The sequence below is a fragment of the Acidovorax sp. genome, assembly GCF_022763525.1.
GTDB lineage: Bacteria > Pseudomonadota > Gammaproteobacteria > Burkholderiales > Burkholderiaceae_C > Acidovorax.
Genome location: NZ_JALEGG010000009.1, coordinates 1 through 25,291 on the forward strand (window position 1 = coordinate 1; position 25,291 = coordinate 25,291).

25 protein-coding genes and 1 pseudogene are annotated in these 25,291 nt (G+C 65.8%); 22 read left to right on the plus strand and 4 right to left on the minus strand.

All coding sequences use genetic code 11. The features are described 5' to 3' along the window. Nucleotides 1–791: deoxyribodipyrimidine photo-lyase (locus tag MRY84_RS00815; RefSeq protein ID WP_291503880.1), on the minus strand; the 791-nt coding region annotated here is incomplete at its 3' end. 22 nt (nucleotides 792–813) lie between these two features. Here MRY84_RS00815 and MRY84_RS00820 point away from each other — a divergent pair. The 7 genes from MRY84_RS00820 (at nucleotide 814) to MRY84_RS00850 (ending at nucleotide 6,857) form a co-directional block, all read left to right on the plus strand. Further along, entirely contained in the window at nucleotides 814–1,413 is a 600-nt protein-coding gene (locus MRY84_RS00820; RefSeq protein ID WP_291503881.1) for a YqgE/AlgH family protein, read from the plus strand. After that, nucleotides 1,410–1,841, plus strand: coding sequence for a Holliday junction resolvase RuvX (gene ruvX / locus MRY84_RS00825; protein ID WP_291503882.1), 432 nt, complete (start codon nucleotides 1,410–1,412; stop codon nucleotides 1,839–1,841). Before MRY84_RS00820 ends, ruvX begins: the two co-directional genes overlap by 4 nt. Further along, nucleotides 1,838–2,359, plus strand: coding sequence for a bifunctional pyr operon transcriptional regulator/uracil phosphoribosyltransferase PyrR (gene pyrR / locus MRY84_RS00830; protein WP_291503883.1), 522 nt, complete (start codon nucleotides 1,838–1,840; stop codon nucleotides 2,357–2,359). The genes ruvX and pyrR overlap by 4 nt, the downstream gene beginning before the upstream one ends. A gap of 2 nt (nucleotides 2,360–2,361) precedes the next feature. Further along, nucleotides 2,362–3,324, plus strand: a complete 963-nt coding sequence (locus MRY84_RS00835) for an aspartate carbamoyltransferase catalytic subunit (RefSeq protein WP_094291425.1) — start codon at nucleotides 2,362–2,364, stop codon at nucleotides 3,322–3,324. A 79-nt stretch (nucleotides 3,325–3,403) separates the two neighbouring features. Beyond that, nucleotides 3,404–4,699: a dihydroorotase gene (locus MRY84_RS00840; protein ID WP_291503884.1), complete on the plus strand. Its 1,296-nt coding sequence runs from the start codon at nucleotides 3,404–3,406 to the stop codon at nucleotides 4,697–4,699. A gap of 32 nt (nucleotides 4,700–4,731) precedes the next feature. Then, complete coding sequence (locus MRY84_RS00845; protein ID WP_291503902.1) at nucleotides 4,732–5,469, plus strand: lysophospholipid acyltransferase family protein; 738 nt, start codon at nucleotides 4,732–4,734, stop codon at nucleotides 5,467–5,469. Between the two features lie 155 nt (nucleotides 5,470–5,624). After that, nucleotides 5,625–6,857: a Yip1 family protein gene (locus MRY84_RS00850; protein ID WP_291503885.1), complete on the plus strand. Its 1,233-nt coding sequence runs from the start codon at nucleotides 5,625–5,627 to the stop codon at nucleotides 6,855–6,857. Nucleotides 6,858–7,145: 288 nt separating this feature from the next. Here the strand turns inward: MRY84_RS00850 and MRY84_RS00855 are convergent, their stop codons facing one another. After that, on the minus strand, nucleotides 7,146–8,210 hold the full coding sequence (locus MRY84_RS00855; protein WP_291503886.1) for an ABC transporter ATP-binding protein: 1,065 nt from the start codon (nucleotides 8,208–8,210) through the stop codon (nucleotides 7,146–7,148). Between the two features lie 160 nt (nucleotides 8,211–8,370). Here MRY84_RS00855 and MRY84_RS00860 point away from each other — a divergent pair, with 160 nt between their 5' ends. Beyond that, nucleotides 8,371–10,005: an iron ABC transporter permease gene (locus MRY84_RS00860; protein ID WP_291503887.1), complete on the plus strand. Its 1,635-nt coding sequence runs from the start codon at nucleotides 8,371–8,373 to the stop codon at nucleotides 10,003–10,005. Nucleotides 10,006–10,217: 212 nt separating this feature from the next. Here MRY84_RS00860 and fliO read toward each other — a convergent pair whose 3' ends face one another. Next, on the minus strand, nucleotides 10,218–10,643 hold the full coding sequence (gene fliO, locus MRY84_RS00865; protein ID WP_291503888.1) for a flagellar biosynthetic protein FliO: 426 nt from the start codon (nucleotides 10,641–10,643) through the stop codon (nucleotides 10,218–10,220). Then, nucleotides 10,640–11,920 (minus strand): type III secretion system export apparatus subunit SctU, encoded by a 1,281-nt coding sequence (sctU, locus tag MRY84_RS00870; protein WP_291503889.1) that lies wholly within the window; start codon nucleotides 11,918–11,920, stop codon nucleotides 10,640–10,642. The genes fliO and sctU overlap by 4 nt, the downstream gene beginning before the upstream one ends. A 205-nt stretch (nucleotides 11,921–12,125) precedes the next feature. On the opposite strand from sctU, the gene MRY84_RS00875 reads away from it, so the two are divergent. From MRY84_RS00875 to MRY84_RS00940, 14 genes and pseudogenes are all read left to right on the plus strand, one after another. Next, on the plus strand, nucleotides 12,126–13,112 hold the full coding sequence (locus MRY84_RS00875; protein WP_291503890.1) for a lytic transglycosylase domain-containing protein: 987 nt from the start codon (nucleotides 12,126–12,128) through the stop codon (nucleotides 13,110–13,112). After that, complete coding sequence (locus MRY84_RS00880; RefSeq protein WP_291503891.1) at nucleotides 13,109–15,154, plus strand: FHIPEP family type III secretion protein; 2,046 nt, start codon at nucleotides 13,109–13,111, stop codon at nucleotides 15,152–15,154. The genes MRY84_RS00875 and MRY84_RS00880 overlap by 4 nt, the downstream gene beginning before the upstream one ends. 262 nt (nucleotides 15,155–15,416) lie before the next feature. Then, nucleotides 15,417–17,174 (plus strand): type III secretion system outer membrane ring subunit SctC, encoded by a 1,758-nt coding sequence (gene sctC, locus MRY84_RS00885; protein ID WP_291503892.1) that lies wholly within the window; start codon nucleotides 15,417–15,419, stop codon nucleotides 17,172–17,174. Between the two features lie 49 nt (nucleotides 17,175–17,223). Then, a complete protein-coding gene (locus tag MRY84_RS00890) occupies nucleotides 17,224–18,417 on the plus strand; it encodes a hypothetical protein (RefSeq protein ID WP_291503893.1) in 1,194 nt (397 codons plus the stop codon). Nucleotides 18,418–18,578: 161 nt separating this feature from the next. Next, complete coding sequence (locus MRY84_RS00895) at nucleotides 18,579–18,881, plus strand: hypothetical protein (RefSeq protein ID WP_142143638.1); 303 nt, start codon at nucleotides 18,579–18,581, stop codon at nucleotides 18,879–18,881. 15 nt (nucleotides 18,882–18,896) lie between these two features. Then, nucleotides 18,897–19,316 carry a hypothetical protein gene (locus tag MRY84_RS00900; RefSeq protein ID WP_291503894.1) on the plus strand — a complete coding sequence of 140 codons (420 nt, stop codon included), beginning with the start codon at nucleotides 18,897–18,899 and terminating at the stop codon, nucleotides 19,314–19,316. A 25-nt stretch (nucleotides 19,317–19,341) separates the two neighbouring features. After that, entirely contained in the window at nucleotides 19,342–20,262 is a 921-nt protein-coding gene (gene sctJ, locus MRY84_RS00905) for a type III secretion system inner membrane ring lipoprotein SctJ (protein WP_291503895.1), read from the plus strand. 1 nt (nucleotide 20,263) lies between these two features. Then, nucleotides 20,264–20,860, plus strand: a complete 597-nt coding sequence (locus MRY84_RS00910; RefSeq protein ID WP_291503896.1) for a hypothetical protein — start codon at nucleotides 20,264–20,266, stop codon at nucleotides 20,858–20,860. Then, nucleotides 20,857–21,516, plus strand: a complete 660-nt coding sequence (locus MRY84_RS00915; protein ID WP_291503897.1) for a FliH/SctL family protein — start codon at nucleotides 20,857–20,859, stop codon at nucleotides 21,514–21,516. The genes MRY84_RS00910 and MRY84_RS00915 overlap by 4 nt, the downstream gene beginning before the upstream one ends. Nucleotides 21,517–21,536: 20 nt before the next feature. Next, nucleotides 21,537–22,874 carry a FliI/YscN family ATPase gene (locus MRY84_RS00920; RefSeq protein WP_291503898.1) on the plus strand — a complete coding sequence of 446 codons (1,338 nt, stop codon included), beginning with the start codon at nucleotides 21,537–21,539 and terminating at the stop codon, nucleotides 22,872–22,874. Between the two features lie 37 nt (nucleotides 22,875–22,911). Beyond that, nucleotides 22,912–23,394: a hypothetical protein gene (locus MRY84_RS00925; protein WP_291503899.1), complete on the plus strand. Its 483-nt coding sequence runs from the start codon at nucleotides 22,912–22,914 to the stop codon at nucleotides 23,392–23,394. Between the two features lie 355 nt (nucleotides 23,395–23,749). Continuing rightward, complete coding sequence (locus tag MRY84_RS00930) at nucleotides 23,750–24,007, plus strand: hypothetical protein (RefSeq protein WP_291503900.1); 258 nt, start codon at nucleotides 23,750–23,752, stop codon at nucleotides 24,005–24,007. A gap of 274 nt (nucleotides 24,008–24,281) precedes the next feature. Then, entirely contained in the window at nucleotides 24,282–25,148 is an 867-nt protein-coding gene (locus MRY84_RS00935; RefSeq protein WP_291503901.1) for a hypothetical protein, read from the plus strand. Then, nucleotides 25,139–25,291: pseudogene (locus MRY84_RS00940) on the plus strand (EscR/YscR/HrcR family type III secretion system export apparatus protein); the annotation flags it as partial. The gene MRY84_RS00935 and the pseudogene MRY84_RS00940, both read left to right, overlap by 10 nt.

Below are 25,291 nucleotides of genomic sequence, written 5' to 3' on the forward strand. Positions count from 1 at the left end.
GGCGAGATGGTGCCAAAGCGCAGGTGCACGCTCAGGTAGCTTGGCCCCTTGAGGGCCGGAAAGTCGCGCGCGCTGTCGTAGCGCTGGATGCGGGCGAGGAAGTCGTCGAACAGCCGCTGCGCGCCGCTGGACCCGGTGGGAAGGTGCAGCTGCGGCAGGTTGGTGCCTTCGAACCCCAGAGAGTCGAGCGCGGGCACCTCTCGGCAGTGTGCGAGCGGGCGCGGAGCCAGCCGGTGCGCGTGCCGTTCGATCGCGTAGCTTTGCAGCTGGTAGGCGTCGATCTTTTGGAGCCAGGCATTCTTGTAGGGCGTGAACACGCTGTACGGATGACCGCCCTGGGTAAGTACCTCGTTGCGCTCGAGCAGCGTGTGGTCCTTGAAGGTGTGAAAGCCGCATCCCTGCGCAGTCAGGCGGGTGCGCACCAGCGCGTCGCGCTCCAGTGCCTGGGGTTCGTCGTCATGGTTGGCAAACACGGCTTGCACGCCCAGGGCTTTTGCCAGTGCCGGAATCTCGTCGCTGGCGACCGCGTGCAGCACGATGAGCCCGCCTTGCGCATGGCCCGACAACGCGCGCAGCGATGTGTCCAGTTCCACCAGCGATTCCCGGATGAACTCCACCCGCCGGTCCGCGCGGGGCAGGGCGTCCAGGATCTCCCGGTCAAAGACAAATGCGCAATGCACCTGACCGCAGCGGGTCAAGGCGTGGTAAAGCGCGGCGTGGTCCTGTGCACGCAGGTCGCGGCGAAACCAGACGAGGCCGGTGGCGTAGCTGGGCGCGGGGGAGGGGGCCATGTTCACCGTTTAAAATTGCAGCATGTCTTTCGATTCTGCGCCCATCAACCTGACGCATCACTTCCTCATCGCGATGCCCGGTCTGGAAGATGAGTCTTTTTCGCGCAGCGTCGTTTACCTGTGCGAGCACAGCGAGCGCGGCGCGCTCGGCCTCATCATCAACAAGCCGTCCGACATCACGCTCAAGAGCCTGTTCGACAAAGTGGACCTGTCTCTGCGGCGCGAAGACCTGAGCAAGGAACCTGTGTTCCAGGGCGGGCCGGTGCAGACCGAACGGGGCTTCGTGCTGCACGAGCCCATGCTGATGGACCGGGAGCAGACCGAAGAGCCAGCCTACGCCTCCACCATGACCATCCCGGGCGGGCTGGAAATGACGACTTCCAAGGACGTGCTGGAAGCGCTGTCCACAGGTGCGGGGCCCCGCCGCGTGCTCGTCACGCTGGGCTACTCGTCCTGGGGCGAGGGGCAGCTGGAGTCCGAATTGGCAGAGAACGCCTGGCTCACCGTGGCGGCCGACCTGTCGGTGATTTTCGACACCCCCGTGCCCGAGCGTTATGACCGGGCCCTCTCGCTGCTGGGCCTTCAGGCCTGGATGCTGTCGCCCGAGGCGGGGCACGCATGACTGGCGCGCCCGCTCAGTCCATTCAGCCGCCAGCCGTTCCTGCGCATTTTCAGACTTTTCTCGCTTTTGACTTTGGGCTCAAACGCACGGGCGTGGCCTCGGGCAACCGCATGCTGAAGAGTGCCACGCCCCAGCGCACCATCCAGGCCGAGGGCGACGCCCGTTTTGTGCAGGTGGCGCAGCGCATCAAGGAATGGCAGCCCGACGCCCTCGTGATCGGCGTGCCCTACCACCCCGATGGCGCAGCCCACGAAAACACCGCACGCGCGCTCAAGTTCGGGCGCCAGCTGCGCGGTCGCTTTGGCTTGCCGGTGTTCGAGGTGGACGAGCGCTACAGCACCACGGAAGCCATCGCGGGTGGTGCCAAGGATGCCGACGCGGCATCGGCCTGCATCATCCTGGAACAGTTTTTGAGGAATCTCCCATGACCACCCCATCCCCTGGAATGTCCGGCAGCCTGGTGCTTGACGCCGAGGCGCTGTACCGCGAACTGCTGCGCGGCGTGCGCAGCATGCTCACCCCCACCACGCGCCTGGCGGGCATTGCCTCGGGCGGCGCCTGGCTGGCCGAGCGCCTGCAAAAGGACCTGGGCCTGGAAGGCCCGGCCGGCGTGCTCTCGTCGGTGATGCACCGCGACGACTTCGCCCAGCGTGGCCTGTCGGCCAGCGCGCAGACGGCGCTGCCGTTCGATGTGAACGGCGCCGATGTGCTGGTGCTCGACGACGTGCTCTACACCGGCCGCACCATCCGCGCCGTGCTCAATGAGCTGTTCGACTATGGCCGCCCTGCCAGCGTGCGCTTGGCCGTGCTGGTGGACCGGGGAGGCCGCGAATTGCCCGTGCAGGCCGACTTTGCCGCCGCCCGCGTGGCCCTGCCGGCTGCCCAGTCGCTGGCCCTGGCGCGTGACGACAGCGGCAATTTCCAATTCCAAGTCAAAGAGGCCTGACCGTGCTGCACAAGCGCAACCCCCAACTCAACAAGAACGGCGAGCTGATCCACCTGCTGTCCATCGAAGGGCTGCCGCGCGACATCGTCACGCACATCCTGGACACGGCGGCCAACTTCGTGAGCGTGAACGACCGCGAGGTGAAGAAGGTCCCGCTCTTGCGCGGCAAGAGCGTGTTCAACCTGTTCTTCGAGAACAGCACGCGCACACGCACCACGTTCGAGATCGCGGCCAAGCGCCTGTCGGCCGACGTGATCAACCTCGACATCGCGCGCAGCTCCGCGAGCAAAGGCGAGTCGCTGCTGGACACCATCGCCAATCTGAGCGCGATGGCCGCCGACCTGTTCGTGGTGCGGCACAGCGAGTCCGGCGCACCCTACCTGATCGCCCAGCACGTGGCGCCCCATGTGCATGTGATCAACGCGGGCGATGGCCGGCATGCCCACCCCACGCAGGGGCTGCTGGACATGTACACCATCCGCCACTACAAGAAGGACTTCAGCAACCTCACGGTGGCCATCGTGGGCGACGTGCTGCATTCGCGCGTGGCGCGCTCGGACATCCACGGACTCACCACCCTGGGCTGCGCCGAGGTGCGCGTGGTGGGGCCCCGCACGCTGGTGCCCGGCGACATGGCGCAGATGGGTGTGCGCGTGTGCCACACGCTCGAAGAGGGCATCAAGGATGCCGACGTGGTCATCATGCTGCGCCTGCAGAACGAGCGCATGAGCGGCGCACTGCTGCCGTCCAGCCAGGAGTATTTCAAGAGCTTCGGCCTCACGCAGGAGAAGCTGCAGCTGGCCAAGCCCGACGCCATCGTGATGCACCCCGGCCCCATCAACCGTGGCGTGGAGATCGACTCCGCCGTGGTCGATGGCAAGCAGAGCGTGATCCTGCCGCAGGTGACCTTCGGCATCGCCGTGCGCATGGCCGTCATGTCCATCGTTGCTGGTAACGAGGCATGATGCTTGGAATGAATGCTCCTGTTTTCATAGCTGCTAGCGCATGCCAGATGCGCGCAAGCAGCCAATTTGGCTTGAAATCATGAAGATACTGATCCAGAACGGCCGCTTGATCGACCCCGCTTCGGGCCTCGACCAGACCTGTGACATTGCGATTGCCGCAGGCCGCATCGTGGGCGTGAACCGCGTGCCGCCCGACTTCGCGCCCAAGCGCGTGGTGGATGCCACCGGCTGCATCGTGCTACCCGGCCTGGTGGACCTGGCCGCGCGCCTGCGCGAGCCCGGCCACGAACACGAAGGCATGCTCGAGTCCGAGATGGCCGCCGCCGTGGCCGGCGGCGTGACCAGCCTGGTCTGCCCGCCCGACACCGACCCCGTGCTCGACGAGCCCGGCCTGGTGGAGATGCTCAAGTTCCGCGCCGAGAAGCTGCACCAGTCGCGCCTGTTTCCCCTGGGCGCGCTCACCCGCGGTCTCGCGGGTGAGGTGCTGACAGAGATGGCCGAGCTCACCGAGTCCGGCTGCGTCGGCTTCAGCCAGGCCGATGTGCCGCTGGCCAGCACGCAGGTGCTGCAGCGCGCGCTGCAATACGCCGCCACCTTTGGCTACACCGTGTGGCTGCGCCCGCAGGAGATGCACCTGGGCAAGGGTGTCGCGGCCAGCGGCCCGCTGGCCACGCGCCTGGGCCTCTCGGGCGTGCCCGTGGCGGCCGAGACCATTGCGCTGCACACCATCTTCGAGCTGCTCAAGACCACCGGCGCCCGCGTGCACCTGTGCCGCCTCTCCAGCGCTGCGGGCGTGGAGCTGGTGCGCCGCGCCAAGGCCGAGGGCCTGAAGGTCACGGCAGATGTGAGCATCAACTCGCTGCACCTCACCGATGTGGACATCGGCTTCTTCGACAGCCGTGCCCGCCTGTCGCCCCCGCTGCGCCAGCAGCGCGACCGCGATGCGCTCAACGCAGCGCTGGCCGACGGCACTATCGACGCGCTGGTTTCCGACCACACCCCGGTGGACGAAGACGCCAAGACGCTGCCTTTTGCCGAGGCCGAACCCGGCGCCACGGGGCTGGAGCTGCTGCTGTCGCTGTCGCTCAAGTGGTCGCAGGACAGCGGCGTGCCGCTGCACCGCGCCCTGGCCACGGTCACGTCCGAACCCGCGCGCGTGCTGGGCAATGCCCTGGGCACCCTGCAGGCCAGCGTGGGCCAGATCGTGGAAGGCGGCGTGGGTGACCTTTGCATCTTCGACCCGCAAGCCGCGTGGACCGTGCAGGACGATGCGCTGCGCAGCCAGGGCAAACACACACCCTTCTCGGGCTACGAACTGCCCGGCCGCGTGCGCATGACTCTCGTGGGCGGCCAAGTCGCCTACGACCAGGGCTGACCCGGCGCAGCGGAAAGAAAAAGTCTGCCGTGATGCGATCCCTGCGCGCCTGCTGGCGCTTGCTGCGCATGTTGGCGCACATCGCCAAGGGTCTGGGGATCGTGGCGCTGCGCTTTCCGGCGCTTTCGCCCGACCGGCAGCATGCGCACGTGCAGGCCTGGTCGCTGCAGCTGCTGGCGCATGCGGGCATCCGCCTGCGCATCCTCGGCGCGCCGCCAGTGACCGGCCCGGTGATGCTGGTGGCCAACCACCTGTCGTGGCTCGACATCCCGGTGATGCATGCGGCGCGGCACTGCCGCTTTGTCTCCAAGTCCGACGTGCAGGGCTGGCCCATCATCGGCGCCCTCGCCACGGCCGCTGGCACGCTCTACATCGAGCGCAGCTCTCGCCGTGATGCATTGCGCATGGTGCGCACCATGCAGGAGGCGCTGGAACGCGGCGAAGTGCTGGCCGTGTTTCCGGAAGGCACCACGGGCGACGGCCGTGCCATGCTGCCCTTCCATGCCAATCTGCTGCAGGCCGCTGTACTGGCCAGGGCGCCTGTGCAGCCTGTGGGCCTGCGCTTTGCTGACCAGGCCACAGGCGCCACCAGTTTTGCCCCCAGCTACATCGGCGACGAAACGCTGGTGGGCTCCATCTGGCGCACGCTGTGTGCTCCGCCCATTGAGGCCATCGTCCACTACGGCGAGCCTGAACGGGCGGGCGATCGGGACCGCCGCGCCTGGACGCAGCACTTGCACGCCACGGTCGACCAATTGCGCAAGGCTTGAGAGCCGCCGAGATGGCGCGGCAGAAAGCGTGCATATTCCACGCTTTTGCATGCGCCGTGGGGCACTCTGCCCTGCAATTCGCGGCAGCTGCACGTATCGTCCTCGGCTTCGGCCTGCGGTTGCTGCGCAGGCTTCACATTTGCCGGGAGGACTCCATGAACCTGATCGAGCGCGCCAAGCGCATTCTTCTTCAACCCAAGGACGCCTGGATCGCGATTGATGCTGAACGCACCGATGCGGCCACCTTGTTCACCCGCTACGCGATGATCCTCGCGGCCATTCCTGCGGTCTGCGGGTTCATCGGCATGTCGCTGATCGGCTTTGGAGGATTCGGCGTCACCATTCGCGTGCCCTTCGTCTCGGGGCTGGTGAACATGGTCGTGTCGTACGTGCTCAGCCTGGCCGGGATCTTCGTACTGGGCCTTCTCATCGATGCGCTGGCACCCACGTTCGGCGGCCAGAAGAATGCCATCCAGGCGCTGAAGGTGGCCGTGTACGCGAGCACCGCGGCCTTGCTGGGCGGCATTTTCAGTTTGCTGCCCGCGCTGGCCATGTTGGGGCTGCTGGCAGCGGTGTATTCCATCTACCTGCTGTACACCGGGCTGCCCGTGCTCATGAAGAGTGCGCCAGAAAAATCGGTGGCCTACACGGCGGTCGTCATCGTGGCGGCCATCGTGCTGGGCGTGGTCATCGGTGCGGTCAGCACCCTTTTCCTGCCGCGTGGCGGCGCGATGTTTGGCGGGGCCGCCGCGCCCGCTGTCACGTTGAACACGCCCGGCGGCAAGGTGTCCATCGACACCGCCGGGCTGGAAGCCGCGGGCAAGCGGATGGAAGAGGCCGCCCGCAAGATGGAAGAAGCCCAGAAAAGCCAGGATCCCGCCGTGATCGCTGCCGCTGCCGGCAACGCAGCCAAGGCGGCCGCTGGCGCACTGGGCGGAGGCGAGGTCGTGGCCGCGCAATCGCTCAAGGCGGCACTGCCCGAAAAGCTCGGGGGAATGCCGCGCACAGGGTTGGAAGTGCAGGACGGCGCCGCCTTGGGCCTGCCCACCAGCCAGGCCAGCGCGCAGTACGGCAGCGATGGCAAGGAAGTGCGCCTGGAGATCGTCGACATCGGCGGCCTGGGCCAGATGGCGGTGATGGCCATGGGCATGGGGCAGGGCGAAAAGGAAGATTCCACCAGCGCCGAGAAAACCTGGCAGGAAGGCGGCCGCACGCTGCATCAGCGCTACGAGAAGGACGGCAGCCACGCCGAGTTCAAGACGATTCTGAAGAACGGCCTGGTGGTCAGCATCGAAGGCGACCAGATCGGCGTGAAGGAGCTGCGGGGAATGATGTCGCAGGTGGACCTGGGTGGGCTGGAGAGCCTGCAACGCAAGGGCAAGTCCTGAGAGGCTGAGCGTCTTTTGTCCGTGCCCGCCTTGCACGCTACAACACCCCCGGCTCGTCGTTGCGGATGCGCGTCATAGCCTGAGCTATGACTGTGCTTTGCGCGGGGAACCGGGGCGTTTTTGCGCACCTTTCGGGCTCGGCCAAAAAAGTCTGTGGGCACCGCCGGTTGCCAAGGCGGGCGGCAGCGCCTTTGAGGTGGACACAGGTGTTATCAAAAAAGATAGCTATTGCCGCTTGCTGGATCAGCGCTGGCGGCCAATTCAGTCCCAAATACTGACCAGCGCAGCCTATTCGCGCGCAAAAGTCACCACATGGTCTACCTGGGCGCGGATGCCGATCCACTCGCCCACCGCGTGGTCGTGGTGGCTGGGCACGTGGGCGAGCACGGTGTGGCCGCTGGCCAGGCGCAGCGTGTAAAGAAACTCCGACCCCCGGAAGGACTTGCGCACGATCTGCGCCTGCACGGCGGCATGGTCATCGTGCACGATGTCGTCGGCCCGCAGCAGCACGTCGCACTCGCCGGCCGGGTAGCTGCTGGGCAGCGGGCATTCATCCAGGTCGGTCAGGTCGCCCAGCGGCGTCTGCGCGACCACGTTGGTGCCCCGCTGCACCAGCGTGGCCGGGGCGAAGACGCCGTGCCCGATGAAGTCGGCCACAAAGCGCGTGGCGGGCCGGTGGTAGAGGGTGTACGCGTCGTCCCACTGGTGCAGGCGTCCTTCGTGCATCACCCCGATCACGTCGCCAATGGCAAAGGCCTCGAACTGGTCGTGCGTCACGAACAAGGCCGTGGCACCCGCCGCCTTGAGGATGCCGCGCACCTCGTGCGCCAGGCGCTCGCGCAGGTCCACGTCCAGGTTGGAAAAAGGCTCGTCCAGCAGCATGAGTTGCGGGCGCGGCGCCAGTGCGCGGGCCAGGGCCACGCGCTGTTGCTGGCCGCCGGACAACTCATGCGGAAAACGGTGTTCGCTGCCCTCCAGCCCCACCAAGCGCAGCACCTCGGCCACGCGCGCGGCCTGCTCGGCCCGGGGCAACTGGTGGATGCCAAACGCCACGTTGCGGCCCACCGTGAGGTGCGGAAACAGCGCGTAGTCCTGGAACACCATGCCGATGCGCCGCAGCTCGGGCGGCAGGCTCAGCGTGGCGCTGCTGACCACGCTCTTGGTCAGGCGGATCTCGCCGCCGGTGACCGGCTCCAGCCCTGCGACGGCGCGCAGCAGGGTGGTCTTGCCGCAGCCCGAGGGGCCAATCAGCACTCCGATGTCGCCCGCCTGCAGGCTGAGCGTGACGCCTTGCACGGCGGCCTGTGCGCGGCCCGCATAGCGCACGTCGAGTTGTGAGACCTCAAGAAACATGGCGCAGATTCTAGGTGCCCGGAGCAGGGGAAGGGTGATGCAGGTCATCCCTGGCATCTGCGCAAATGCTTAAAATTCGCATTTGCATTGCTGATCGTTGCCCGGCCTTTCCTGCCGGGCAGGTGTGCGTCCTTTCTCCCCAACCTCCGAGCCTTCTGCCTTGAGCCGCACGCCTTTTGGTCTTCGGGCCCTGCCCCTGATCCTGTTCGCGGGTTTCCTCTCACTGCCGGTGCTGGCGGTGCTGGCGTCGTGGCTGCCGATTGCGCCCACGGGCGGTGCCGAAGCGCAGGCCGGCGCCATCTTGCGCGAAATGGCGGGGACGGTGCTGCCCAACTACGTGTGGACCAGCCTGTGGCTGAGCGTGCTGGTGGCGTTGGGCGCGGCCGTCGTCGGTACGGGCACGGCGGCGGCGGTCACGCTGTTCGAGTTTCCGGGGCGCCGTGTTTTTGAATGGCTGCTGCTGCTGCCCCTGGCAATGCCCGCGTACGTCACGGCATATGCCTACACCGATTTCCTGCAGTTCAGCGGACCGCTGCAGGTGGGCTTGCGCAACGCCTTTGGCCTGGAGGGCCGCCTGCTGCCTGAAGTGCGCAGCCTGGGCGGGGCGGTATGGGTGTTCATCTTCTCGCTCTACCCCTACGTGTACCTGCTGGCACGCACCGCGCTGGGCGAGCGTGCCGCGCACCTCATGGAAGCTGCCCGGCTGCTCGGCGCGCCGCTGCCGCGCCGCATCCGCGCCGTGGCCCTGCCGCTGGCACGCCCGGCGGTAGCGGCGGGCGTGGCCCTGGTGCTGATGGAAACCCTGGCCGACTTCGGCGTGGCCAGCTACTTCGGCATCCAGACCTTCACCACCGGCATTTACAAGGCCTGGCTGTCCATGGACAACCGCCTCGCCGCGGCGCAGCTGGCCACCATGCTGCTGGTCGTGGTGATGGCGCTGCTGCACTTGGAGCAGCGCGCACAAAAGCGCATGCGCTTTTCGACCGGCAGCGGGCGTGCAGGCTCTGCCGAAGCCCAGCCGCTGGCGCTGCGGGGCGCAAGGCGCTGGGTGGCATGGACTGTCTGCACGGTCCCGGTGGTGATGGGGTTCGTGGCCCCCGTGGCGTTCATGCTGCGGCCGCTGGCCGCCGACTGGTCGGTGCTGCCTTGGGAGCGGTTCATGGAATGGGCCTGGCACAGTGTCCGCCTGGGGGGTATCACCGCCGCGCTGGCGGTGGCCGTTGCCCTGGCGCTGGCCTTTGCTGTGCGGCGCCATGCGGACGTGGTCACGCGCGGCGTGGTGCAACTGGCGAGCGTGGGCTACGCAGTGCCGGGCGCCGTGATCGTGGTGGGGCTGCTGCTGCCCGTGGGCTGGCTGCAGGCAGCCAGGCCGCAATGGGGCGTGGGCGCCCTGGTGACGGCCACGGCATTCGGCATTGTGTGGGCTTACCTGGTGCGTTTCTGCGCGGTGGCGCTGCAGTCCGTGCAAAGCGGCTACGCGCGCATTCCACTCAGCCTGGATGACTCGGCGCGCATGCTGGGCCTGGGCAGCGCCGGGCTAATGGCCCGCGTGCACTGGCCGCTGCTCAAGCGCTCCACCGCCGCGGCCGCGCTGCTGGTGTTTGTGGATGTGATGAAGGAGCTCCCCGCCACCATGGTGCTGCGCCCCTTCAACAGCGACACGCTCGCGGTGGTGGCCTACCAGCTCGCGCGCGATGAGCGACTGGGTGAGGCAGCGCTGCCGTCCCTGGCGCTGGTGCTGGTGGGGCTGGTGCCGGTGATTTTGCTGAGCCGCACGCTGCGCAGCAAGGGTTGAGCGGCTGGCTTGCGGTACAGAATGGGTGAGCGCGCGCGCCCAAAGGCATGGTCCTCCAACGTAGAAACTAGCTGCCATGTAGTAGCTTGTTAACCGCCCAAGGAGAAGGCGCAGCGGCAGGCACCTCTGGCACCCTACCGAGGATGCCCCGCAGACTCCGGTACAGCCACCATGGAAGCGCACGCAGTTGCCGCAATGCCTGCGTGAACGCGTCAAGGAACAGTCATCGATTTCTCTCCACTTTCTGGAGCAGAGGCAGCCAGCAGATGTACCTGGTGCGGTGTCACCCCGAGCAGATATTCTCGGTCCCCGTGCCGGACCAGGGCCACACTCTCTCGCCCGCCAAGAGATATTTGCTGCACGACCTGCAGCACGGCTTTGCCACTTCGATCCCGCGCGATGCCGGTGCGCTGCAGCACCTTCAGAAGTATCCAGGCCAGGGCCAGCACGAATGCCAGTGCCAGCACGGCGCCCAGCACTCCGGCCAGTGGGGCTGCGGGCGCGTCAGCTACGCCATATGGCGCAGTATTCGGGAGCACCACGCTGGCAGTGGCCTGGGGGCTCGTCCTCTCGACCGGTTGGGCAGAGGCAGTGCCTTCATAAGGCTGTGCGGCGTCTGTATGGGAGTGCTTGTTCATGATGGGGTGCCAGTGGCCGCTCCGGATCGCCAGCGTCTGGGAACATAGCGGGCAAAGCGGTTGGATCTCCATCCCCTGGGGGTGGCGGCTGCCCCCGCTGCGTCATGGGCCGTAGATGGCGGGTACCGGGTCAGGTCTTCACCAGGGGCGGGGCGTCGAGGACGGCGCGGTTCTGACCCTGTGGAAGACTTCGCATACGAGGTCTGCGAGGTATGTTCGAGTTCATAACGCACATCTTGCGCCCACAGGATCACGGTCGCGATGATGTCGAACAGTTCCGCTGGAACGACGTCGCCGGGCTCTGTGTCGGCCAGCAATTGACGGGCGATTTCGATGTTGCGCAGTACGGGAACGCCGGCCTCCTGTGCGGCGGTTCTCATGGCCAGAGCATCATCATCCTGTGCCTTGGCAATGACCGTGGGCACCGGGCATCGGTCACGGTGGTAGTCGATGGCAATTGCGACATGGGTGGGATTGACCACCAGCACATGGGCGCTAGCCGCCGCCTTATTGGCGCCTTGCTGCGCCCACTCCTGCTGCAGCTGCTTGCGATGGCCCTTGAGATGCGGGTCGCCTTCGGCGTCCTTCATTTCCTGGCGTATGTCGCGCATGCTCATGCGCATCTTCTTCATGAAGCTGTAGCGTTGCCATGCCAAGTCCAACGCCGAAACCAGGAGAAACGCGCCCGTGATCCATGCCAGCAGCGTCCAACTGGCGTGCCAGAGAGCCGATCCCACGGCCTCAGGCTTCGCGCGCGCAAGCAGTGGCAGATCGGGCAGCAAGTCCTTCAGCGCAATCCAGGCAATGACGGCCACGAGCACGGTCTTGAGCAGTGACTTGAGCAGCTCGACCAAGTTGTCCAGTGAGAACATGCGTTTGAGGCCTCTGGCGGGGTTCAGGTGTTCTGCCTTAGGCCAGATTTTCTCCATCGTCAGCACAGGGCCGGTCTGCAGAAACTCCACCAGGACGCCGACCACCGCAACGGGTACCACCACCACTCCTACCAGCAACAGCAACGTGAGCAGCGCTTGCCGCCCCAGTTGGGCGAGTGCCTCAGGAAAAGGGATCTGCAATCCCCACAGGCTCAGTTCAATCAGCGACGTCATCTGCTGCCCCACCATCGGCAACGCCACAGTGGCTAGCAGCAGCACGGTCAGCAATGTTGCTGTCGCTGTCAGGTCCTTGCTCTTGGAAACCTCACCCTTTTTTCGGGCGTCCTGAAGCTTCTTGGGTGTCGGCTTTTCTGTCTTGTCGCCACTGTCGTCTTGACCGGCCATCTTGGGAGAGTCCTGTTGGAAATGGGGCGGGATTGCGGGACGTGCTGGCCCTATGGCGCTGCAGCATTACAGAGAAGCTGGCAGCGGTGCACGAACTGAAGTGTCGGGCAGTGGACACATGAATGTTGAAACAGGAAGCAAACGAAAGCGCGTTCGCACAATAGGCGCTCCGTACATTTGTGTTTCGTTACTGACAAATGGATACGTGAAGCAGCACTTTTTGCAACAAATTCGAAAGGCTGTACGCAAACACTTCCTTTTCCTTGTTGCGTCTGAGTATGAGTTTGCGTCTGAAAGTGAAACCCTGTTCGTGCGTTCCCCATCGCTTCATTGTTCTCACCCGCGTGCCCGACGCTTATTGGGGCTGTCCATGGTGACGGACTCAAGGATGTGGCCACTCGTAGCTCTGTGCGGACTGGGCCTTGCCGGTGTGACCCATGCCGCAACTGGGTTCACCATCGCGGCGCCAGCGTCCGCCTCGGTCTGTGCCGCCGGGTGGGACCAGTTGCTGACCCCCCCGCAACGAGATGCCGAAGCGCTGCTGCGCGATTGCCAAGCTTCTGCCCCCAAAGCCGGCCGGCCAATCCTTGCCGCGCAGATGGGGGTGTACCGCCACACGTCATCGCGCCTGCTGCCTGTCGGTGCAGGAGCGTTTACAGCGCGGACGACCGTGGTTGGCAAGCCTCAACCCCGAACAGCCCCGCTTGCGCGCGGCCCCGAGGCGCAGCCCCTGCGCACCAGCAGCCCGGTCGGGCTGGCCCCCCTGGTAGACCGTACTGCGCAGGAGCACGACATCGACCCTTTGCTCCTGCACTCCATTGCCCGTGTGGAGTCACGCCACCAGCCGGACGCCGTTTCGCATGCGGGAGCCCGAGGCTTGATGCAGGTGATTCCCCCGACCGCGCGCCGCTTTGGTGTGGACGGCGCAGAGCAACTGCATGATCCTCAGACCAATCTCCGCGTCAGTGCCCGGTATCTCAAAAACCTGCAGAAGCGTTTTGGCAATGATCTCGAATTGGTGCTTGCAGCCTACAACGCGGGTGAAGGTGCCGTAGAAAAGCACGGCCGCAAGATCCCGCCCTACCGAGAGACCCAAGACTACGTCCGCAAAGTGCTCTCCGAATACGCGCTGCTGCGCGGAGTCAGTGCCCGGCAGGCAGTGCAGCCCCCCACAGGGAAGGACGTCCTGTGAACCTGGCCAGCTATTTCCGGTCGGCCGCGCGCGCCGATCATCGTGGTGGTGGGCTCGCACGATACACCGACATCGTCTTGGTGGCCGGCATCGTGGCCATCATCGCGCTCATGATCGTGCCGCTGCCGACCTGGGCTCTCGACGCCCTGGTGGCCGTGAATATCTCGGGCGGTGTGTTGCTGCTCCTGCTGGCTATCTATGTCGCCAACCCGCTCGAGTTTTCGGTGTTCCCCAGCGTGCTGCTGATCAGCACGCTCTTTCGTCTGGCATTGTCGATTGCCACGACCCGCATGATTCTTCTGCACGGCGAGGCGGGCCACATCATCGACACATTCGGCCACATGGTGGCGGGTGGCAATCTCGTAGTGGGACTGGTGGTGTTTCTCATCATCACCGTGGTGCAGTTCATCGTCATTGCCAAAGGCTCCGAGCGCGTGGCCGAGGTGGCCGCGCGGTTCTCGCTCGATGCCATGCCCGGCAAGCAGATGTCCATCGACTCGGACCTTCGTTCCGGCCTGATCGACAAGGATGAGGCCCGGCGTCGCCGTCGTCAGCTGGAGAGCGAAAGCAAGCTCAACGGCAGCCTTGACGGCGCCATGAAGTTTGTCAAGGGCGATGCCATCGCTGGCATCATCATCATCATCATTAATTTGCTTGGCGGACTGGCTGTGGGCGTGCTGCAGCAGGGCATGCCCATGTCGGCAGCCGCCATCAAGTACTGCATCCTTGCCATTGGTGACGGCATGGTGACGCAGATCCCCGCTTTGCTGGGAGCCATGTCCGCCGGCCTGCTGGTGACGCGCACCACCGACGACGAACATGACAAGCACCTGGGCGACGCCATTGGCCGACAGCTGACCGCCAAGCCGCGGGTGTTGCTGGTAGCCGGCGGCCTGTGTTTTCTCTTTGCGGCAGTGCCAGGCTTTCCGGCTGTGGTCTTTGGGCTGCTGGGGTTGGTGTTTTTTGGGGCAGGGGCCCTATTGACGCCCGCATGGCGGGAGCGCTGGGAACGCTGGATCGGGCCGAAGCTGGTGGCCGTGCGCCGCAAGCCCGCGTACGCCCCCGAGCTGATGTTCACCGACGCCATTCCTGCGCGCCCCAACGTGCCCCTGCTGCTGGAGTTGCCTGCCGGACACTTGCGCGGCGATGACAGTCGTGACCTTCTGCACGGTCTGGAGGGCGTGCTCGATCACTTCCAACTGCACCTGGGACTGCGCTTGCCGCGCATCGATGTGCACATGGTGCCAGCGCCACCTGCACCGACGCCGCCGCCAGCGGTGCCGGGGTCCAGTGCCTTGGCCCTGGAGTCGGCTGCAACCGCGCCGACTTGGCGCCTGATGGTGCACGAGGTGCCGGTGGTACAGGGCGACATGGTGAATGAAGGTGTGGCTGCAGCACTGCCAACGGCAGTGAGGGAGGCGCTCCGTCGCAACGCCGCGCTGTTCCTGGGCACGCAGGAAACCAACCTCCTGCTGACCCGCGCCAGTGCGGACCTGCCCGATGTGGTCAAGGAAACCCTCCGTGCGCTGCCACTGGCACGCGTCGCCGAAATCCTGCGTCGCCTGGTCGAGGAAGAAGTGGCCATTCGCAATCTCCGCGACATCCTGGAGACCCTCTCCGACGCTGCCCAGCGCGAGAAAGACGTGTTCGCCTTGACGGAGCTTGTCCGGATCGGACTCAAGCGCCAGTTGTGCTACCGCTACGCACCCTTAGGCCGCTTGGGTGCGCTGCTCATTGATCCGTCGGTCGAAGAGCTGCTGCGCTCCTCGGTGCGTGTCAATGGTGGTGTTCAGCAACTGGCGCTAGATCCCGGGCAAACCACGCAGCTCATTCAGAAATTCACGCAGGCCATTGCGCATCACCGCCCTGCGGCCATCGTGACTGCTGTGGACATTCGCCGTCACGTGCGCAAGTTGATTGAGACCGAGTGCTTCGACACCCCGGTACTCAGTTACCACGAGTTGGTCCCGACTTTGCACCTGGGCGTTTTGGCCCATGTCGGGAAAGACGATGCACCCCTGCTGCAGGGAGCACCGTCATAAGAGAGCCGGCGGTTGCCGGCTGTGGTCAGGCAGGGCTGCCTACACAAGGGCCTTGCCAATAGAAATATGGATTGAAACAACAATGAATGCCAAAAAGGGAGTGGAAATGGGAGTAGATGCGACAGGGCGTTGCAGCCCGGTGTCGGCAAGCCGGCGGACTGGTGCTTGGCGCGTATGGGCGGCGGGCTGTGCATTGGGATGGGCGTTGTGTGTCACGGCGGTGCAGGCATCGCCGATTCCTTTCGAGGACAGGCAAGTCGACATGACCGTTCGGGAACAGCCTATTGCGGCATTCTTGCAAGACTTCTTCGGCACCATGGACGTCCCGGTCTCGGTGAGCTCTGGCGTCAAAGGGGCCGTCAACGGCGTGTTCCGGGGAACGGCTGAGAAAGTCTTCTCCAGCATCCAGCGTTCGTTCGGGCTCATGGCTTATTACGACGGTGCGGTCGTGCATGTGTACACCCCCGCTGAAGTCACCACACGTACTTTTGCCATGCGCCAGGGCGACGCCCGGCAAGTCATTAATACTGCGCGCGATATGCAGATTCTCGACCCGCGCAACACGCTGCGTGTGAGCCAGAGTGGAGGGCTCATTGCCAGCGGCAACCGCCGGTTCGTCGAGCTTGTGGGTGAGCTGGCCTCGGGTCAGCAGAGCCAATCCACCACCCTCGCGCCTGTTGGCTTCAAGGTGTACTACCTGAAGTACGCCTGGGCCCAGGACGTCAGTGCGCAGTACGGCGGCACCGTCACCGTCATTCCCGGCGTGGCGAGCATTCTGCGTTCGCTGTTGACCGCACAGCGGGGTAATGCATCCCCGGCACTTACACAGTACCGAGGGGCTTCCGAGCCGGGCCTGCGTGGGCAGGGGCTGGCGCGACAAGGCACGCTGGGCGCTGCCGGAGCCAACCCCATGCTGGCTTCCGCCGAGATCGTGCAGCAGGCATGGAGCGGCCGGCCCGGCGGGGTGCAGGTGGCCAGTGTGGATGCCTCGTTGCTGGAGGGGCTGGGCTCCAGCTCCGCGGCCAACCAGGCCCGCGTCGAGGCCGACACCCGTCTCAATGCCGTGATTGTGCGCGATTTGCCAGAGCGCCTGCCTTACTACGACGAGCTCATCAAGTCGCTGGACATTGAGCCGCAGGCCCTGGAGATCGAAGCCACCATCATCGATCTGAGCACCGACAAGCTGCGAGAGTTGGGCATCAACTGGCGTTTGAGTGGAGACCGCTATTCCTTCCTGTTTGGCAACGGAACCAGCAGCGATACCAGCCTGTTGGGCAGCACGCCCGTCCAGAGCATTACGCCGGCGGGCGAGGGCGGCTTCATGTCTCTGGTGCTGGGCGGGCGCAACAACTTTGTGGCCCGGATCAACGCATTGCAGAACAAGGGCGTGGCCCGCGTTGTCTCCAGCCCTCAGGTCATGACACTGTCTAACGTCGAGGCGCTCTTTGACATCAACAAGAGCTTCTACGTGCGGGTCGCGGGGCGAGAGCAGGTCGACCTCTACAAGGTATCGGCAGGCACATCCCTGCGCGTGACGCCCCATGTATTCCAGGAAGGCTCTGATGTGCGCATCAAGCTGCTCGTGCAGATTGAAGACGGCGGTATCAACGGAGCCAGTCAGGTCGACTCCATACCGATTGTCGAGCGCTCTTCCATCAATACCCAGGCCCTGATTGGCGCTGGCGAGAGTCTGCTGATCGGCGGCATGGTCAAGGAGTCCAGCGGAGAGGGTGTTTCCAAAGTTCCGTTCCTGGGGGATATTCCCGTGGCCGGCGCTCTGTTCCGCTCGCACAACGACCAGCAAGAACGGGTTGAACGTCTCTTCCTCATCTCACCACGCCTCATCCCTGCCCGTCGTGCAACGACTGCCTCAGTGCCGACTGGCCCGCTGCGCCCCGGCGGAGCGGTGGCAGCGCCACCCATGCCCGCGCTCGAAGAGCCTGTAACGCCTACCCGCAGCTCCACGGTTGTTAAGTCCGGACCTGCAATTGCTCAGGGCTTGGGTGAGCAAGCACCGTGAAAGCAAGCAGTGAACAGGCCTGCTTGGTGGGGCCGAGGAGTACCGTCGAATGACTACAGAAACTTTGTACGAGCTTCGCGTGCTCAGCGGTGAGCAGCGCGGCGCGTCTTCTGTCATCCAGCCTGGCCAGACGCTGCGTATCGGCCAGGACTGGACCAATGAAGTGGTGCTTCAGCAGGCTGAGGGCATGGCCATGCTGTCGTTTTCGCCCACAGGCACGCTACTGCTGCAGGTAGGGCAGGGCGGTGGTGCGGTGGCCGAAACAGCGCTGGAGTCAGGTTCGCGCGCGGAGCTGGGTTTGTACGAACCCTTCACTGTCGGGGGGGTCAGGCTTGCCGTTGGGCGGCTTGGCGCGTCGCAATGGGCTCCTTTGTTCGCCAGTGCGCCACAAGGGGAGCGTACCGCATCGGCCGCACCCGTGGAGTCGGAGTCGGCTTCACAGGGTTCGCGCGACGCCAGTCCTCACACAGGCACTGGTCATGGGGCGTCGCATGCCTCAGGTGCTGCGGCGCAGTCCGTTCCGGAGTCTGTCGCTGCGGCCCCGGCCAATCCGTTGCAGCGCTGGCGCTCGCGTTTGCTGCTGGGTGGCACCGCACTCATTGGTGTATCGGTGTGCACCCTCACTCTGGCCTGGGCCATGGGGCCTTCCACCCTGAGCCCGCAAGAGCAGGCTGTGAACATCCGCCAGACACTCTCTCACATGGGCATGGCTGCACTCAATGTCGAGTCGCGCAACGGGCAGTTGTTCGTGACTGGGCACCTTGAATCCCAGGCAGAAAGAACGCGGCTGGAGAAAGCGCTTGCAGACCGTTCGCCCGCCCGGCTCTCGGTGTGGGTCAACGAGCAGGTTGCTGCCAGCGTGGCGGAGGTGTATCGCCTGAACGGCATTGCTGCCCAGGTGCAGGCCACGGGTGCAGGCGTGGTGCGCGTGCAGACCGCCGTGTCCGATGTGCGGCAGCTTGAGCATGTGCAAGCCCTGGCCCGCCGTGATGTGCCGGGCTTGCAGCAGCTGGTCGCCGTCAACGAGGCCCCCCCTGCGCCGCCCCCAGCTGCATCGGCTATCCACGACCCAGGCAAGCGCGTGGCGGCCATCGTGCCCGGAGAACCCGCCTACCTCGTCACTGCGGATGGAACCCGCTACTTCGAGGGGGCCATGCTGCCAAGCGGACACCGCATCGTGGCCATCCTGCCCGACAAGGTGCAAATGGAGCGCGAGGGCGTGGCCAGCGTACTTTCGTTCTAAGGCCCCCGCATAGCCATCCGCTCAGCCTGTGCGTAGCAACCGCACCAGTCTCTTTCAAAAATCTGAACCGGCGCTGCGCCACACCGGTCCACGGACCGGCCCCGCAATCAACCACCCCGCTGGCGATCACCACCAGCACCACCTGCAAAAGGAGTCAGAGCATGAGCAATTCCATCAACCCGCTGGCCATGATGGCCACCACCGGACTGAGCAGCTCCCAAAGCCGTGGCGGCAAAGGCGCCAGTTGGTACGAGGTCATGGCCGATGCCTGGGGCAAAACACTGGATGCCAAAGCCAGCGAAATCGAGGCAGCAGGGGATGCCCTGGCCGATGGTAACGACAAGCCTGCCCACATCACACACATGACCATGCTGGCCCAGCAGATGGGTTTCATGTCCAACAGCGCGCACACTTCCCTGCAGTCGGTCGGGACCGCGCTGGAAACCATGGCTCGCAAACAGTGATGTGGCGTTGACTCCATGAACTCCACCACCACCATGGGGCTGACGTTTTCGGGCGCAGACCTTGCCGGCGCCCCCGCGGGGCAGGGCCCCGTCCAGGCCGGCTACGGCATCTCCCTGACCGACATGTCTGGCTTCCATGAAGCCATGGCGCGAGCAGAAGCTGGAGCAGGCAGCACGCTGCAGGCCCAGCCTGTGCAGGCATCGGGTGAGGGCATGCAAGCCCTCTTCAAACCGCTTGAACATATCAACGCCGAGGCCGCTTCGCTGGAGGAACATGCGCAGGCGGCCATGGCTGCGGGCAACGACATGACACCGGGTGAGATGGTCATGTTGACCGTTCGGGCGCACGAGTTCCTGTTCCACAGCCAGCTCACCGCCAATATCGCCAACCGCACCTCTGACGGGCTGCAACAACTGTTCCGCCAGCAGGCCTGACCGCCCGCCTTGACCGCTATATCGCATGAGACCGCTACTTTCTGCCAGAACGCATCTGCGCACCTGCCCCATTCCCGGGGCCAACGCCCGCAAGGCCAGGACACCCTCTTGGCCCGCGTGTGTCCTCGTCACGGTCACGCTGGCACTTCTGGCCGCATGCTCCCAGCAGGAGTTGTACGGCCAGTTGACCGAGCGCCAGGCCAACGAGATGGTGGCCGTGTTGCGCAATGCGGGCCTGCATGCAGAAAAAGCGGCCTCGCGCGACGGCAAGGCCTTCGTCGTCAGCACCCGGCCTGACGACTTTTCTCGCGCTGTAGAGATCTTGCACGCCGGAGGGTTCCCACGGGACTCCTTCGACACCCTGGGCCAGGTATTCAAGAAAGAGGGCTTCGTGTCATCGGCACTCGAAGAGCGGGCCCGCTTCACCCATGCCCTGTCGCAAGAGCTCTCGGCCACGCTTTCCAGCATTGACGGTGTGGTGCAGGCACGGGTGCATGTCTCCGTGCCCGAGAAAAATCCCCTGTCCGACAAGCCCCAGCACTCGACGGCCTCGGTGTTCATCAAGCACCGCCCCGGGGTCGACCTGAGCCAGCAGACGGGCAAGATCAAAGCCCTTGTGGTCAACGCCATGGAGGGGCTGCCCTACGACAACGTCACCGTTGCCATGTTCCCTGCCGAACCTATTCCACCGGCGGCCCCGCCGTCATTTCTGGGCGGTTTGTGGGCGCAGTATGGCGGCGTGGTCATGCTGGTGGCGGGGCTGCTTAGCCTCATGGCGGCCGTCGTGGCGGCCATGGCCTGGTGGCAGCGCCGCCCTGCGGCCGCAGCAGCCTTCGCCGAGACCGGGCTGGCCTCCATGGTCGGCGCCGCAGTGGCACCGCTGCGCCGGGGCGCCGCCGTTGCGGTCGAATCCCCCGCGCAGCCCCGTGTCGGCAGCGAGTCCTGAGATGCAGCCCGTGGACCTGGGTGAAGACTCGGCGTTGACCCATGTGGCCACGCAGCGGCGCGCGCGGGCAGCGCTTGCGCGGCAGTTGCAGGCCGAGCCATTGAGCTGGCAGCAGCTCATGCTGTGTCCTCTGTGGGTGGCCGATCCCGCGCCGGCCCGCGACGCACTCAGCGCCTTGTCTGGCATCTACTGGCTCAAGGCGTCGCTGCGTGCCTGCATCGACGGACGGCAACTCGCACCCCTGTCGCGCAGCGTCGGGGTTGGGCCTTTCCGTGCTGCCCTTAACGCTCCGGACGCGCCGGAATTGTTGGCGCGGGCACCTCGGCCCCTGCTGCCGCCTGCCCACACGATCGTGTCGTACGTTCGTGCCTGGGGCCAGGCGATGCTGCTGTGGGGTTGCGTGCACGAACTCCAGGCGCGCCTAGCCCACCACCTTGGCTGGAGCGCCTCGCTGGCTTTGCTCCCCACAGTGGGCTCTCACCCGGCCTGGGCCCAGGCTGCGCTGCAGCAGACACATGCGGCAGCACCAGCGCTGGCAGCACCCGCCAGTGTTACCCCGCAGACCGAGCCCGTAACCCCGTTGCCCACACCGTCATGAGTTACCTGCTCACCCTGCACCAAGACGCCACCCTGACCCTGGCCACCACGGAACGTACTGTGCCGGCGCAGCACGTTCAGGCGCTGGAGACCGCGCTGGACCTGGCCGCTGCGCTGCAAACGCTTACCAGCAGCGCCCGTGACGCGGCTGCGCAGGCGCAACAGGCGGCCTGCGAGCAAGGCCACCGCGACGGCTATGCCGCTGGGCTGGCACAGGCCCGCCAGGAAGCGGCGGGACAGATTGCAGCAGCGCTGCAATCGCTGGCGCACCAGCACCAGCACCAGCGCGAAGAACTGCGCAGCGCCCTCGTCACGCTGGCCACTGCCATGGTGCGCTGCATGGCTTCGGCATTGGCGCCCGATCAAGTGTTAACCGCACTGGCGCTGCAGGCTTTCGAGCATGTGGTACCTCCTCAGCCCGTGCGCCTGCGCCTGCCCGCAGAGCTGGTCGAGCCCGTGCGCGCACAACTCGCCACGCGCGAATTGCCCATGCCCGTGCAATGTCTGGCCGACACAGAACTCCACGGGCTGGACTGTGTGGTGGAGTCCCAGGCTGGTGCGTTGCTGGCCGGGCTCGACACCGTCCTGGCAAGTGCTGCGCAGCGGATTGAAACCTCCCAGCGCCAGATGGCGGCCCCCGAAGCCAGGGCCGCCTGAGCGCGCCACCGATTTGCGACATGCACGCCGACGCTTCCCCCCGCCCTCTGCTCGATCCTGCCATCCTGGCCTCATTGCGCTCCATGCAGCCGGTGGCTGCCCGGGGGCGGGTTGTGCAAGCCTTTGGCACCACATTGCGCGTGAGTGGATTGCGTGCCGTCATCGGCCAGCAATGCCTGATTCGTGACCCCGCGCAACCGCATGGCAACGTGCTGCGCGCAGAAGTCGTCGGGCTTCGCGAGCATGACGCCATTCTTGTGCCACTGGGGCACCTGCACGGCGTCTCGATGGGTGCCGAGGTGGAGCCTTTGGATAGCGGAGAACTCATTCCCGTGGGCGAAGCCCTGCTGGGCCGCGTGCTCGATGCCTTCGGCACACCCCTGGATGGTCACGCCCTCCCGGCCCACCTGCCGCTCCGCGCCTTCCACGCCGAGCCACCCAACCCGCTGACCCGGCGGCCCATTGATACCCCATTCATCACCGGGGTGCGTGCGCTCGACGGATTGCTCACCATCGGTGAAGGTCAGCGACTGGGCGTGTTCGCCATGGCCGGGGGTGGCAAGTCCACCTTGCTGGGCATGCTTGCCAAGCTCGCACACAGCGATGTCAATGTCATTGCCCTGATTGGCGAACGTGGGCGTGAGGTCAGCGAGTTTCTGGAGGACAGCCTTGGCCCCCAGGGCCTTGCCCGCTCGGTGATCGTTGTCTCCACCTCCGACCGGCCCGCCATGGAGCGGCTGCGTGCCGCCCAGACCGCCACCGCCATTGCCGAACACTTCCGCGCGCAAGGGCGGCGGGTCCTGCTGATGATGGACTCCGTGACCCGATATGCCCGTGCGTTGCGCGAGATCGGCCTGTCGGTGGGGGAGCCGGCCGTGCGCCGGGGTTTCCCCCCCAGTGTGTTTGCAGAGCTGCCGCGCCTGTTCGAGCGGGCCGGTAACGATGCGTCCGGCTCCATCACCGCTTTTTACACGGTTCTGGCTGAAGATGAAGACGGCTCCGATCCTGTGGCCGAGGAGACCCGCTCCATCCTGGACGGTCACATCGTGCTTTCGCGCCAGCTGGGGCAAGCGGGGCACTACCCAGCCATTGACGTACTGGCCAGCGCCAGCCGCGTGTTCAACCGCGTCACCGATCGCGCCCACCAAGACGCAGCCCTGCGCGTGCGCGCCCTGATGGCCAAACACGACGAAATCCGCTTCCTGCTTCAGGTTGGTGAATACGCGCCAGGCAGCGACGCCCTGGCCGACGACGCCATCGCCGCCCAATCTGCGTTGCAGGCACTGTTGCGACAGCGGCCCGACGAGGGGACACCCTTCGAACAAACCCTTGCTGCGCTGCAGCAGTTCCAGCGGTGACTGTGACCAGCCTGCATACCCCTTGGGGGGCTCACCCATGACCGCCTCCGCCATGGCCCAGCAACTGGCCGCTGCCAGTCAGCTGCAGCGACTGCGTGCGTTGCGCGAACGCAAAGCCTTGCAAGCCAGCCAGCAGGCCGAGCGCGAGTTGCAAGCTGCCCAGCAGGTGGTGCGCGACCGCGAAGCCCAAATTCGCCAGCTGCAGGCCCGCAGGCTGGAGCTGCAGCACAGCTTGATTGGCCCCTACGCCGCCCGCATGGGGGTGGTGGCCGGCTACGCCAGTGCCGCACAGGATGTGCTGGACGACCAGCTCGAACGCGCTGAATACGCATTGATCGATGAGGAAGAAGAGCTGATCAACGCACGCACCCGCGCCGCCTCAGCCCGCACCGCGTGGCTCCAGGCCGTGGCCCAGCACCAGGCCAGCTCCACGCTACGCGATGATGCCCGCCAAAGCCTGCGGCGCGAACGTGAAACCACGCTGGAGCGGGAAGACCCCCCGCTGCGGTCAGCCCCCTGAGGAATGCCCCGTGAGTGACATCCGTCCATCGACCCCTGAACGAAAAACCCATACCTCCGACACTACCGCCCGGGCCTCACAGGCCGGCGGCTGGGTGCCCCCGCAGGCGCGGCGGGACTTTGATGCCGCCATCCGGCGGGCCGGCGAACGCAGTGACAGTCGGCTCAAGGACCAGGACGACCCCGAACCCAACGACCTCTCTCACACCGAGGCTCCGCCCCCAGGCCTTTGGGGGCAGTTGCCGCCACTGACCGGGCACACCGGGTCGGCAGGGGAGAGCAGTACCCTTATGGGGGGCAGTGCAGCCCTCACCGCACCCGCCCAACCCACTGGCCTCCTGCCAGATTCTCTGCCCATGGCGGCCCCACATGCGGCCGCGCCCGGGGTGGGTACCCCGTTGCGCTTGCAAGTGCCGCTGGGCGGTGCCGAGGCCGCCACCCTGGCCCTGCGCTTAGCCCAAAGCGGCAACGGCCAGTGGCAGCTGCGCATGGGCACCAATGCCACCACCCGCCAGCAACTGACCCCGCACCTGGAGCGACTGCGCGACCGCCTGCGCGAACACAGCCACGGTCGCATGGACGACCTCGGATTTGACGATGACATCGTGGCCTGATACCGCCAACCCAGCCGCAGTGGCGACACCTGCCCCGCACGCCCCACCAGTGCCCGCGCCGGCGTGGCTCGTTTTTTGTGGCCCGGTGGGCGCGCACTGGGCCGAACTCTGGCTGCCGCTGCTGCCAGAGCCAGACCCTTGCCTGTGTGAACCTCAGCCCCCAGCCCTAAACCCGGATGCACCAACAGCCTCCTCAGGCACCACTGGTCGGGATGCCACCCCGCCTGCGCGCACCTCTGGGGACACCGCAGCGGAGTGGACCGGACCGCGCCTGATGCTGCAGCTGGCCAAGGCAGAACCGCTCATCAGTGCTGTCGAGCAATGGCTGCGCCACCCATGGCTGTTGCAGCCCGGTGAAGCCGCGCCAGCAGTCGCCCTGGAATCCGGCACGTGCGAAGCGGTGGTGCAGACCGCTGCACTGGCCCCTGTGGGCACGCGCCTGCGCCTGCCTTGGACGGCACTGTCGGGTCCGCCAGCCGACTGGCTGCAGTCCCCGCATGTCGCCTGGCCCAGCGTGCACACGGAACTGTGCCTGGATGCAGTGCCTGCCGCCGCAGTCGCGGAACTCGCTGAAGGCTCCCTGGTCTGGCTCACGCCCTCTCTGGGGTGCGAATGGCCCGTCACCGTGCGGCCCATCGGCGGCCACCTTCCGGTGCGCGCGGGGGGGCTGGTACGCAGCCCCGATGTTCGCACTGGTGCCCCGCCCATGGCCGAGCCCCTGGGGCTGGACCTGCACGCGCCGCTGCCCACGGCCACAGAGCCGCCTGCCACAGACACCCATGCCAACACGGATGCCGATGCCGAGATCGTCTGGCACGGCATGCCCGCCATGGGGCTGGAGCAATGGCTGTGCTGGCAGGCTCGCCCTGCGGTGCTCTCGGTACCAGCCGCACCTCCCGCATCGACAGCACCGGTTCGCCTTCGGCTACCACCCATGCTGCCGGGGGAGCTGCACTTGCAGCAGGGTGGTGCGTTGCGCGCCCACGGTGATCTGGTCCCCCTGGCCGGTGGCTACGCCCTTCGAATCCGCAGCGCCCTCGGTGCCACACCAGCCTTTGGGCCTGAAGCCGCCTTGTTTTCCGCTGAACCACCCACCGGGCGCGCGTGCGGCGCAGCCTATTCGCAGACACCATGGACCTGAATCAATTTACCCCTTCCTCGGCACTGGTCACCGTGATCGTTGTCTCCCTGGCGCCGTTTGTGGGCGTCATGGTCACTTCCTTCACCAAGATCATTGTGGTGCTCAGCCTGCTGCGCAACGCTTTAGGCCTGCAGCAGGTGCCA